The 11,322-nt window shown below is 75.0% G+C and carries 10 protein-coding genes; 6 read left to right on the top strand and 4 right to left on the bottom strand.

Annotated features, from left to right (window positions below):
• Positions 1 to 73: 73 nt before the first annotated feature.
• The 3 genes from ACE1OA_RS28380 to ACE1OA_RS28390 all read left to right on the top strand — a co-directional run bounded on the left by ACE1OA_RS28380 (position 74) and on the right by ACE1OA_RS28390 (position 2,483).
• Entirely contained in the window at positions 74 to 523 is a 450-nt protein-coding gene (locus tag ACE1OA_RS28380) for a GNAT family N-acetyltransferase (protein WP_432753576.1), read from the top strand.
• 90 nt (positions 524 to 613) lie between these two features.
• Positions 614 to 1,189, top strand: coding sequence for a histidine phosphatase family protein (locus ACE1OA_RS28385; RefSeq protein ID WP_356600977.1), 576 nt, complete (start codon positions 614 to 616; stop codon positions 1,187 to 1,189).
• 136 nt (positions 1,190 to 1,325) lie between these two features.
• Entirely contained in the window at positions 1,326 to 2,483 is a 1,158-nt protein-coding gene (locus tag ACE1OA_RS28390) for a methyltransferase (RefSeq protein ID WP_356600976.1), read from the top strand.
• Between the two features lie 40 nt (positions 2,484 to 2,523).
• Here the strand turns inward: ACE1OA_RS28390 and ACE1OA_RS28395 are convergent, their stop codons facing one another.
• From ACE1OA_RS28395 to ACE1OA_RS28405, 3 genes are all read right to left on the bottom strand, one after another.
• Positions 2,524 to 3,255 (bottom strand): DUF2071 domain-containing protein, encoded by a 732-nt coding sequence (locus ACE1OA_RS28395; RefSeq protein ID WP_432753577.1) that lies wholly within the window; start codon positions 3,253 to 3,255, stop codon positions 2,524 to 2,526.
• Complete coding sequence (locus ACE1OA_RS28400; RefSeq protein WP_432753578.1) at positions 3,252 to 3,590, bottom strand: ArsR/SmtB family transcription factor; 339 nt, start codon at positions 3,588 to 3,590, stop codon at positions 3,252 to 3,254. Before ACE1OA_RS28400 ends, ACE1OA_RS28395 begins: the two co-directional genes overlap by 4 nt.
• Before the next feature lie 63 nt (positions 3,591 to 3,653).
• Positions 3,654 to 4,091: a VOC family protein gene (locus ACE1OA_RS28405; protein WP_432753579.1), complete on the bottom strand. Its 438-nt coding sequence runs from the start codon at positions 4,089 to 4,091 to the stop codon at positions 3,654 to 3,656.
• A 323-nt stretch (positions 4,092 to 4,414) separates the two neighbouring features.
• Between ACE1OA_RS28405 and ACE1OA_RS28410 the strand changes: the two genes are divergently transcribed.
• From ACE1OA_RS28410 to ACE1OA_RS28420, 3 genes are all read left to right on the top strand, one after another.
• A complete protein-coding gene (locus ACE1OA_RS28410; protein WP_356600971.1) occupies positions 4,415 to 5,392 on the top strand; it encodes a hypothetical protein in 978 nt (325 codons plus the stop codon).
• A gap of 328 nt (positions 5,393 to 5,720) precedes the next feature.
• Positions 5,721 to 7,583, top strand: coding sequence for an HSP90 family protein (locus ACE1OA_RS28415; protein ID WP_356600970.1), 1,863 nt, complete (start codon positions 5,721 to 5,723; stop codon positions 7,581 to 7,583).
• Complete coding sequence (locus ACE1OA_RS28420; protein ID WP_432753580.1) at positions 7,584 to 10,625, top strand: hypothetical protein; 3,042 nt, start codon at positions 7,584 to 7,586, stop codon at positions 10,623 to 10,625.
• 60 nt (positions 10,626 to 10,685) lie between these two features.
• Here ACE1OA_RS28420 and ACE1OA_RS28425 read toward each other — a convergent pair whose 3' ends face one another.
• A complete protein-coding gene (locus ACE1OA_RS28425; RefSeq protein WP_386546060.1) occupies positions 10,686 to 11,282 on the bottom strand; it encodes a DUF6461 domain-containing protein in 597 nt (198 codons plus the stop codon).
• Between the last annotated feature and the right edge of the window lie 40 nt (positions 11,283 to 11,322).

The following is an 11,322-nucleotide window of genomic DNA, read 5'->3' on the forward strand; positions in this document are numbered from 1 at the left end:
CGGCCCGCCCCGCGTCCTCCCGGCGGCCAAATCCACCTGACAAGCGTGGCGACCGCCTGGAAGCCTTCGCCCCATGAGCAACCCGACCACCAGCCCCGCCCTCACCCACGGCGTCCACGAGTTCTCCACCGACCCCGAGCGGCTCGACCGCGCCCGCGTCCACCACTGGCTCTCCACCGACGCCTACTGGGCCCTCGGACGGTCCCGCGACACCCAGGACCGGGCCATCGACGGATCCCTGAACTTCGGCGCCTACCACCGTGAGACGGGCGAGATGACCGCCTACGCGCGCATCGTCACCGACCGTGCCACCTTCGCCTGGCTCTGCGACGTCTACGTCGACCGGACCGCACGGGGCACCGGGCTCGGAACGGCCCTGGTGACGGCCGTCCGCGACCACCTGGAGCCGTACGGCCTGCGCCGCGTCATGCTGGCCACCGCGGACGCCCACGGGGTCTACGAGAAGGTCGGGTTCCGGCCATTGCAGAACCCGGACAAGTGGATGGCTCTCGGGCTGAACTGACCCTCCCGTCACCGGCCCCTTCCCGGCCGCGCGCACCGCCGCGCATATGCCCTCTTGACCTGCCACGCTTTCGGCCTCACGATCGCGCCCATGGGTCTTCGGGTCACGCTCGTCGCGGCGGCGCGCAGCTCCTCCCTGCTGGCCGAACGCTTCGACGACGACCGGCCGCTCGACGAGGCCGGCTGGTACGAGGTGCAGGTCGCCGCACACACACTGGTGCCGCTCGGCTCGGCCGAGCTGCGCTACTGCTCCCCGACGCCCCGAAGCCGGGCGACGGGCACGGCCCTGGGGTACGCCCCGCTCGCCCAGCCCGCCCTGCGCGACTGCGACATGGGCCGCTGGCGGGGGCTCACCCTCGCCGAGGTCGCCGCCCAGGAACCCGCCGCCGTCGACGCCTGGCTCTCCGACCCGCGGACCGCGCCCCACGGCGGCGAGACCCTGCTCGCCTTCATCACGCGGATAGGGGGCTGGCTCGACACCCGGCCCGCGGAGGACGGCGCGATCGTGGCCGTCGCCGAACCCGCCGTCGTCCGGGCGGCCCTCGTGTACGCCCTGAAGGCGCCACCCGCCACGTACTGGAACGTCGACGTGCGTCCGCTGTCGACCGTCACCCTCACCGGCCGCCCCGGCCTGTGGCACCTCCAGCTCGCCGCGACAGCCGGCTGACCCGGGCGAGCGTGCACCGGCCTCCCGGCCGGAGGCCCCACGCCCTCGCCGGGTCCCTTCCGCACGGCGCGATGCGGCCCCGCTCCCCGCCGCGGCCGTCGGGCGGACCGGGTCGACCGGCTAGCCTGAGAGCACGATGAACCGTCTGACCACGTCATGGGGCGAGTTCCCCCTCACCCGCTTCCCCGCGGACCCGCGCGACCCCCTGCGCGCCTGGGACGCCTCCGACGAGTACCTGCTGGCGCACCTGGCGGAGACCGGCACGGACCTGTCCGGGACCGTCGCCGTCGTCGGCGACCGCTGGGGCGCCCTCGCCACCGCGCTCGCCGCCCGGCACCCCGCCGCGCTCGTCCAGATCTCCGACTCCTATCTCGGCCGGCGGGCGACGGCCGAGAACCTGGAGCGGGCCGGAGCCGGGCCCGACGCGGTCCGGCTGCTGACCACGCAGGACCCGCCGCCCGAGCGGATCGACGTGCTGCTCGTCCGCGTCCCCAAGAGCCTGGCGCTCCTGGAGGACCAGCTGCACCGCCTGGCGCCCGCCCTGCACGAGGGCACCGTCGTCGTCGGGACCGGCATGGTCAAGGAGATCCACACCTCCACCCTCCGGCTCTTCGAGCGGATCCTCGGCCCCACGCGCACCTCGCTGGCGGTGAAGAAGGCGCGCCTGATCCACTGCACCCCGGACCCGTCGCTCGACCGGGGCACGAACCCCTGGCCGTACCACTACGCGCTGCCCGCCGACGCCGGGACCGTCGCGGGCCGGACGATCGGCAACCACGCCGGGGTGTTCTGCGCCGACCGCCTCGACATCGGCACCCGCTTCCTCCTCCGCCACCTGCCGCAGGGGATCGGCGGCGCCCGGGTCGTCGACCTCGGCTGCGGCAACGGCGTCGTCGGCCTGGCCGTCGCACTCGCCGAACCCGAGGCCGACCTGGTCTTCACCGACGAGTCGTACCAGGCCGTCGCCTCGGCCGAGGCGAACTTCCGTACCCACGCCGAGCCGGGCCGCACGGCCGCGTTCACGGTCGGCGACGGCACGGCGGACCTGCCGGCCGGGTCGGTGGACCTCGTCCTCAACAACCCGCCGTTCCACAGCCACCAGGCCACCACCGACCGCACCGCCCGGCGGATGTTCACGGACGCCCGCCGCGTGCTCAGGCCGGGCGGCGAACTGTGGGTGGTGGGCAACCGCCACCTCGGCTACCACGTCACCCTGCGCCGCGTCTTCGGCCGCTGCGACCTCGTCGCGAGCGACCCGAAGTTCGTGGTCCTGCGGGCGGTCAAGAGCGCCTGACGGAGGGTGCGGCCGGGTCGCCGGCCACACCCTCCCGGGCTCAGCAGGCGGTGTCCAGGGGTGCCAGCGGCCGCCACCGCACCGGCACGTCGCGCATGACCAGCACCGAGTCCAATGCCGCGCTCCCCGGCGGGAAGCGGTCCGGATCGTCGAAGAACGAGGAGGAGGCCGAGGCCACCCGCCCGGCCTCGACGCGCCAGGCGTCCGTCTGCAACTGCATCCCGTCCAGGTGCGGGCCGTCGCTGGTGGCGGAATAGCCCTTGCTGCCGCCCCGGAAGAACGCCGAGGCCTCGTCGAGATCCGCGAAGAGCCCGCTGCCGTCGAGGGTGTCGGTGATCTCGGCGGTCACGTCCACCCGGGTCGAGCCGTCCCGGGTCGCGAAGGCCACCCGTACGGTGTCGGCGGTCTCCGCCACCTGGAAGTCCGCGTGCCCGTGCTCGCCGGGGAACACCCGGCCGCCCGCCCAGCGGTTGACGCGGGACGCGGTGTCGCGCCGCGGGATGTACACGCCGGTCTCCACCCCGTCCGGGCCGTCCCACTCGACGGCGAAGCGGTGGGCCGCGTTCTCGCTGCGCAGACCGGTGACCGCCGGGGCCCAGACGGGCCGGACCGAGCCGAGCCGGAGCAGGCAGATTCCGGCGACGGCGCTGCCGCGGACCAGTTGCGGGCGAAGGCCGGCCGGCAGGTGGCCGGCGGCGACCTCGGGGTCGACGCGGTAGTTGACGAGGAGCCGCCGCTCGATGACGCTCGCCAGCCGGGGCGGAGTCCTCACGCGCCCGCCTCCTTGTCGCGCCACCTGGTGCGGCGCATCACGATCTGCTCCGGGCAGACGCTGCTCAGGAAGCGCCCCACGGAGGTCGCGAGCCGGTCCTCGGCGAGGGAGTAGAGGATGCGGTTGCCGTCACGTCGCTCGGTCACCAGCCCCGCCCCCCTGAGCACGCCGAGGTGCCGGGAGACGGAGGGCGCGCTGATCGAGAACCGGCCCGCGATCTGGCCGGCCGCGAGTTCGCCGTCCCTGAGGTCCTCGAGGATCTGCCGGCGGGTGGCGTCGGCGAGGGCGCGGAAGACGCCGGCCTCGATGTCGTCCTGTGTGGGGTGTTCGGTCACGCGCCCATATTTAGCACATGAGCTAAACGGCTAAGTACGCAGGTCGGGACGGGACGCGGATCCTCAGCCGTGATGGGCGCCGGTGACGACGTCCCGGGCCACCTGCCGCCGCATGCCCGCGAGTTCGCCGTCGATCGCCGCCGTCGTCGCCGCGTTCACGGTGACGCGGGCCGGGAACGCCTCGCCCTCGGCCAGGAGCCGACGCCGCAGATGCGTCGGCGGGTGGGTCGAGTCCACCCGGTGCCCGCGCAGTTCGCCGACCCGGCGCAGCCGCTCGTACTCCCGCGCCGGTACGTTCTCGGCCCATTCCGCGAGCCGCCCCCACAGGCCGTCGACCCGCTGGAAGCCGAGGACGAGGCCGTCCTCGAAGACGAGGGCGGCGAAGTCGCCGTCGAACCGGGGGTGGGGCGCGAGCCCGGTGGCCCGCCGGTAGAAGGCGGCGAGCGCCTCGGGGTCGGGGCAGTCCAGGGTGATCGCCGTCATCCTCATGCGCAGGGTCATGGCCGCTCCTTGACCGTCGTCGTGCCGTCGGGTCGTCCTGATCCGGGCGACCCTACGGACCCGGTTCCGCGCACCGCGACCGGCTTTTCCCGCAGGCGCCGCGGGCGGACCGCCCGTCCCCGGGCCGAACCGGCTCCGGGCGGCCGCTCCGCGCGGCGAACCGGCCCCGACCCGCCCCGACGGCCCGGGACCGGCCTGGCCCCGGCCTTCGACCGACGGTCCGCTGAAACTGCTGTGCGATTGTCGGTCGCGCGTGATACTCACTACCTCCACGAGGGCGGTGATCATCGGCCGCCCTTTCGGACACAACAAGGGGTGGGGACATGGCGTTGCTCCGTGACTGGGGGCTCACGCTGGGGAGATGGACGGGCCGGCCCGTCGCGCACGTGCAGAAGGACTCCGGCGAGCCCGAGGTCCGCCGGGTGCGGGAGGCCGCCGAGGCGGCGGACTGGGCCACGGTCCGGGACGTGCTCGAAGCGCGTCCCGAGAGCGAGGACCGCGTCGGACTCCTCTGGGCCGTCGGCGAAACCGCCGGAGTGGAGCGCTGGATCGCCGAGGTGCTCGAAGCGGAGCCCGACGCGGCACTGCCCCGGCTGGTGGCGGGGATCCGCCACATCAGCTGGGGCTGGGAGGCCCGCACCGGGGCCCGGGCGCAGCACGTGTCCCGCGAGCAGTTCGACGTCTTCCACGCGCGACTGCGCACGGCCGAGGAGTGGCTCTACGAGGTGGCGGAGCGCGAGCCGGGCTGGACCTCGCCCTGGTACGGCCTCCAGGTCACCGGTCGCGGCCTCCAGGTCGGCCTGCCCACCGCGCGCCGCCGGTTCGAGGCGACCGTCCGCCGTGACCCGCACCATCTGGGAGCCCACCAGCAGCAGTTGCAGCAGGTCTGCGACAAGTGGGGCGGATCGCACGAGGAGATGCACGCCTTCGCGCGGAAGTCCGCCTTCGACGCCCCCGGCGGCACCCTGCTGGGCCAGCTCGTGGCGACCGCGCACCTGGAGGAGTGGCTGTCGCTCGACTCCGGACCGGACGCCGCCTACATGGGGCGGCCCGCCGTGGCGGCGTCCCTGCGCGAGGCCGCCGACCACTCGTACCGGCACCCGGACTTCGTCCGCCGGGGAGCCTGGCTCCAGGTGCTCAACACCTTCGCCATGGCCTTCTCGCTCGCCGGGGACCGCGCCGCCGCGCGGGAGTGCTTCCAGGCCACCGAAGGCCGCGTCACGGAGTTCCCCTGGTACTACCTCGACGGTGGCGACCCCGCCGCGGCCTACCGGAAGCTGCGTTCGTCGGCCGGGCGCTGACCCGGAGCGTCGCACGGACCGAGGCGCCCGCGCGGGCACCGGGCCCGGGCCCGTCGACGGCCGCCGGCCGTCCGGCACCAGGGTCCCGCCGGCTCCGGCGGCCACCGGACCGCCGCACCGCCGCGACCCCCGACGTGCGCCGGCGCCACGGGACCGCCACCCCGGCCGTCCGGCCACGGCGCCGCCCGGTCCCGCCGCGCCCTCCGTCCCTCGCGTTCGCGTCCTTCGTGACCGTCCTCCTTCTGGCCCGCCGTCCCGTCGCCCCACCCCCGTCCGCATCCCCGTCCGCGCCGCCGACCGCGCGGGCGCACCACCGAAAGACCACCAGGTGCCCCACTCCGAGTCCGCACACACCTTCCAGGTCGACCTCCGTGGCCTGGTCGACCTGCTCTCCCACCACCTCTACTCGAGCCCCCGCGTCTACCTGCGCGAACTGCTGCAGAACGCCGTGGACGCCATCACCGCCCGGCAGGCGCTCACCCCGGGCGCGCCCGGTTCCATCACGGTGCGCACCGGTGACACCCTCACCGTCACGGACACCGGCGTCGGCCTGACCGAGGCCGATGTCCACCGCTTCCTCGCCACCATCGGGCGCAGCTCCAAGCGGACCCCCGACGGCGGCCTGGACGGTGCCGGACTCGATGCCGCCCGCGGCGAGTTCATCGGCCAGTTCGGCATCGGCCTGCTCGCCTGCTTCGTCGTAGCCGACGAGATCACGGTGCTCAGCCGGTCCGCCGCCGACCCCTCGGCGCCCGCGGTCGAGTGGACCGGCCGCTCCGACGGCGGGTACACCATCCGCACCCTGCCCGCCTCGGCCGTCCCCGAGCCGGGCACCACCGTCCGGCTCACCCCGCGCGCCGACAACGCCGAGTGGACGAGCCCGGAGCAGGTCGTCTCCCTGGCCCGGCACTACGGCGGCCTGCTGCGGCACGAGGTCACCGTCGTCGGCCCGCGGGGCGAGACCCACCGGGTCAACGAGACGCCGCCGTGGGAGCGGACGCACCGGTCCCCGCTGGCCCGCCGCGAGGCACTCACCGCGTACTGCCGGGACCTCTTCGACTTCACACCGCTCGACGCCATCGAACTCGACCTCCCGGCGGCCGGGCTGCGGGGCGTCGCCTACGTCCTGCCCACGGCCGTCAGCCCGGCCCAGCGCGCGGGACACCGCGTCCACCTCAAGGGGATGCTCCTCACCGACAAGGCGCCCGAACTGCTCCCGGAGTGGGCCTTCTTCGTGCGCTGCGTGGTCGACACCAGCAGCCTCCGGCCCACCGCGTCCCGCGAGGCGCTGTACGAGGACGGCACCCTGTCCGCCGTACGGGACGCGCTCGGCGACCGGATCCGCGACTGGCTCACCGGCCTGGCCGCCAGCGACCCGTCCCTGCTGCACCGCTTCATCGACACCCACCACCTCGCGGTCAAGGCCCTCGCCCGCTACGACGACGAACTGCTGCGGATCGTGCTGCCGTGGCTGCCGTTCGAGACCACCGACGGCAACGTCACGCTGGAGGAGTTCGCCCGCACCCACCCGACGCTCCTGGTCACCCGCAGCGTCGAGGAGTTCCGCCAGGTCGCCCCGATCGCCTCCGCCGCCGGCCTGGGCGTCGTCAACGGCGGTTACACCTACGACCGGGACCTCGTGCACCGGCTGCCCGAGATCCGGCCCGGCACGGCCGTCACCGACCTCGACCCGGCCACCGTCACCGCCCACCTCGACGCCGTGGACCCGACCGCCGAGCTGCGCGCGGCCGCCTTCCTCGCCGTCGCCCGGGAGACCATCGGCGTCCACGACTGCGACGTCGTCCTGCGCGACTTCCAGCCCGTCTCGGCCCCGGCGCTGCTCCTCGACAACCGGGAGGCGCGCCACGAGCGCACCCGGTCGACCCTCGCCGCCGAGAGCGACGGGCTGTGGGCCGACATCCTCGGGTCCCTCCGCCACGAGACGCCGCGCGCGCAGCTCGTGCTGAACCACCTCAACCCGCTGGTCCGCCAGGCCCTCACGATCGCCGAACGCGGGCTGGCCGTCACCACCGCCGAAGCCCTGTACGGCCAGGCCCTGCTGCTCAGCCGCCGCCCGCTCCGGGCCAGTGAGAGCGCCCTGCTCAACCGGGCCTTCATCGGCCTGCTCACCCACGCCATGCACCACAGCGGCACGGCGGAATCCGGCTCCGAGCCCCGGAAGGACATCTAGATGCTGGACACCCCCGAGGCCGTGGTCGAGGCGCTGCGCGAGAACCACGACCGCCCCCACGGCCTGCAGCGCACCGTCACCGCCGAAGAGCTCGTCGAGGCGGCCGAGCCCTTCGAGAAGCCCGACGTCCTCGTCACGGCCCTGCTGGAGCTGATGACGGCGTACGAGTTCACCGGCGAACACCGCAAGTCGCCCGTCGTCTTCGCACGGCTGCTCAAGCTGTGGGACACGGAGTCGGAGTCGTTCAGCCCGTGGGAGGCCCACCAGGTCTTCTGGCGCTTCAAGTGGGTGACGACGTCCCTGCTCCAGGTGCCCGAGATGCCGCTGAGCAGCGTCCAGGGCTGGATCGACCAGATGCGCAGCCGCTACGAGGCGGCGAACCACGGCATGCAGCCGGTGGCCGCGATGCGCTACCACGTCGCGTCGCACACGGGCACCGGCGTCGCCGACGCCTACGACCTGTGGGCCACCCGGCCCCGCACCGAGCTCAGCGACTGCGAGGCCTGCGAGACCCGGAACCTCGCGTGGCACCAGGTCACCGCGGGCGACGACACCGGGGCGCTCGACACCTGGCGGCCGGTCCTGGAAGGGGACCAGGGCTGCAGCGAGGAGCCGCAGGCGAGCCAGGCACGCGCCCTGCTGCCGCTGTTGCGTGCCGGGCGGGCGGACGAGGCGCGCTCCCACCACCTCACCGGCTACCGGCGGGTCCGGGGCAACACCGGCATGCAGGACGAGGTCGGCATGCACCTGGAGTTCTGCGCCCTGTCGCGCAACGAGGGCCGGGGGCTGGAGATCCTCGCGGAGAACCGCCCGCTGTTCGACGCCGACGGTGCTCCGCTGGCCCGGCTGGGCTTCCTCACCGGTGTGGAGGTGCTCCTCGCCCGTCTCGACGAGGAGGGGCACGCCGACACCGCCGTCGCCGGCCCGCCCGGCCGGAACTGGACCGCGGCCGGGCTCCTCGCCCATGTCCGTGCCGAGGCCGACCGGCTGACCGCCGCGTTCGACGCGCGCAACGGCACCACGGCCGTCGGGGACCGCCGTCGGCAGCGCCTCGCACGGCGCCCGGTGCTCGACGAGCCGCTGCCCCTCGGCCTGCGGGCGTCCGTCGCCCGCCCCGCCGGCGCGGGCAGCGCACCGGCGTCCCCGTCGGCCGCGGCGGTGGAGATCCCCGACGACTTCGTCTCCCTGGTGCGCGAGGCACGGCGCACGGAGGGCGTGGGACACCCCGGGAGCCGCAGGCTCTGGGCCCGGATCGCCGAGCGCCTGGCCGACGGCACCCCGCACGACGACGGCCTCGGCCCGGCGGACCTGCTGCACGCGGAGCTGGCCGAGCAGCGGGCGTTCCGGCTCTCCCAGGAGGACCGCGAGACGGAGGCCGTCGCCGAGCTGAAGCGGGTCGCCGGGCTGTTCGAGCGGCTCGACATGCCGTGGCACGCACTCTCCGCACGGGCCCGCGCCGCGGCCTGGGAGTCCGCTGAGCGCGGGGCGGACGACGACGCCGCGACCGGGGAGGACGCCGGGGACACGGCCGCCACGGGCGGGGACGCGGAGCGGGCACCCGCCGCGCCGGACACGGACGCCCTGCGGGCCGCGATCGACGAGGCCCGGCGCGACGCGGAACGCCTCCTGACCGAGGCCCCCTTCACCGGCGGGACCTTCAGCGAGGCGGAGGCCGCCGGTGAAGGCGACCCGGGTCGGGCGCGGGCACTGGAGTACCTCACGGTGCTGTACTCCTGCGCCTTCGCCGCCTACCAGGAGCTGACGCGGCGGCCGGAGCAGGCCGAGGGCGCCCAGGAGAGGTTCGAGGAGGCCGCCCGCATCCTGCACGCCGAGGCGGAGCGGCTGTCCTTCCCCCACCACGTGGCCAACGCACGGCAGTTCGTCGCCGACATCGCCGGGCGCGGCGGGGACCTCGGCCGCGCCGAGGAGCAACTCCGCGCCTCGCTCCAGGACGTCGAGGCCTCCGAGCGGCCCTGGCGCGGCTCGCGCCCGCGGGCCCTGCTCGCCCAGATCCTGCTGTCCCGCCAGGAGCCGGCCGAGGCGACGGAGCTGCTGCACCAGGCCATCGCCGACTCGGTCCGGTACGACGACGCGGACTTCCCGCTGGCGCCGACGTACGCCCTCCTCGGCCACGCGGCCACGCACCTGGGGGACTTCGGGGGCGCCGTGCGCCACCTCTCCGAGGCCGCGGCGCGGTTCGACCAGGACGGGACGCTCGGGGAGGCCACCGACGTACGGCTCCAGCTCGCCGACGTCCTGTCGCGCGGCGGCCGGCGTGCCGACGCCGTCGCCGTCCTGGAGTCGGTCCTCTCCGACGAGTCGGTCGCGGCGCTGGACGCGCGCATGGCCGCCCAGGCGCGGCTGAACCTGGCACGCGGGCTGCGCGAGCTGGAGGAGTACCTGCCCGCGGCGGAGGAGTTCCTGCGCCTCGCGGAGGCGGTCGCCGGCTGGGAGGACGACCGGGCGATCCACACCCTGGTGGCGGCGGAGGCGGCCACCGCGCTCGCGATGGCCGACCGCTGGGACGCGGCGACCTCGGCGTACGAGCGGGCCGTCGCGTCGCATGCCGAGGCGCCGAACCCGTCGCTGATCATCCACATGATGTGCGAGTTCGCGCGGCTCACGGTCGCGGACCGGGGAGCCGACGGCCTCGACGCGGCCCTGGAGCACCTGACGCGGGCCGACGCGGTGCGGACCGCCGTGCCCGAGGACACCGAGGACTTCGTCCCCTGGTACGAGCGGGGCATGGTGCGCTACCGCCACGCCCGGGTCCTGGCCGACGTCGAGCGCTTCCCGGAGGCGCTGGCCGAGGCGGAGGCCGCCATCGCCGCCCACGAGGAGGGCGGGGAGGACGGCGAGGTGCCGCGGGCCGAGGCGGTCCGGATCGCCGCGCTGATCGAGGGCAACGGCCTCGACCGCTACAAGGAGGCCGTCGCCCGTCTGACGGAGGCGGCCCGCCGCTGCCGCGCCGCCGACCTCCCGGAGGCCGCGGAGATCCTCGACGCCCTTCGCCAGGACTACCTCACGCGCCTGAAGCGCTGACCGGTCCGGGCCCCCGCCGGCCGGGGGCCCGGGCTCCGGCCGGCCGGCCCCCGGCCGCCGTCAGGCCTGGTGGGGCAGCGGCAGCAGACTGCCGCTCCAGTACCGCTCGTCGTCGCACGGCGGCGTCACGCGCAGCCCGAACGCCTCCTCGGCCAGCGTGAGCATCGCGTGGACGGCCGGCCCCGCGTGGTGACCCGGCAGGAGGCCGAGCGGGCGCAGGCGGTCGTCGAGGCGGTGCGGATCGGAACCGGTCGGTTCGTCCGGCAGGAGGCTGTGGAGGCCGATGACGACCTCGCCGTCCACCGCGTGCAGCAGCCGGTGCACCGGTTTGCCGTCGGAGTACAGCGAGACGGCCTCCGTCCCCCGCGACACCGCCGCGAGGATCCGCTCGTCCGTCCCGTGCGTGCCGCCCCGCTCCCAGGCCCAGGTCCACGCGCCGTCCATGCGGGCCGTCACCACCGGCTCGTCCTCGTCGAGCAGGGTGTCGCCGAACTCGTCGTCCAGGTCCGCCGCGTCGCGCGGGGCGAGGGTGTCCGGATCGACCCCCATGCGGCGCAGCAGTTCCTCGGGTGGCAGCCCCTTGGCGAACGTCAGTGTGTAGAAGGGGATGTCCCCGCGAAGGAAGTCCAGCCCCCGGCCCGTCTCCGTGCTCGTCATGCGGGGATGCTGCCAGCTCGCGGGCGGGACGGGGCCCCGT

The sequence above is a fragment of the Streptomyces sp. JL2001 genome (genome assembly GCF_050917515.1).
Lineage (GTDB): Bacteria > Actinomycetota > Actinomycetes > Streptomycetales > Streptomycetaceae > Streptomyces.

Excerpts from the sequence above, each read along its gene's own strand:
- ACE1OA_RS28385 (WP_356600977.1), top strand. The coding sequence starts at position 614 with ATGGGTCTTCGGGTCACGCTCGTCGCGGCGGCGCGCAGCTCCTCCCTG.
- ACE1OA_RS28420 (WP_432753580.1), top strand. The coding sequence starts at position 7,584 with ATGCTGGACACCCCCGAGGCCGTGGTCGAGGCGCTGCGCGAGAACCAC.
- ACE1OA_RS28405 (WP_432753579.1), bottom strand. The coding sequence starts at position 4,091 with ATGACCCTGCGCATGAGGATGACGGCGATCACCCTGGACTGCCCCGAC.
- ACE1OA_RS28425 (WP_386546060.1), bottom strand. The coding sequence starts at position 11,282 with ATGACGAGCACGGAGACGGGCCGGGGGCTGGACTTCCTTCGCGGGGAC.
- ACE1OA_RS28380 (WP_432753576.1), top strand. The coding sequence starts at position 74 with ATGAGCAACCCGACCACCAGCCCCGCCCTCACCCACGGCGTCCACGAG.
- ACE1OA_RS28390 (WP_356600976.1), top strand. The coding sequence starts at position 1,326 with ATGAACCGTCTGACCACGTCATGGGGCGAGTTCCCCCTCACCCGCTTC.
- ACE1OA_RS28410 (WP_356600971.1), top strand. The coding sequence starts at position 4,415 with ATGGCGTTGCTCCGTGACTGGGGGCTCACGCTGGGGAGATGGACGGGC.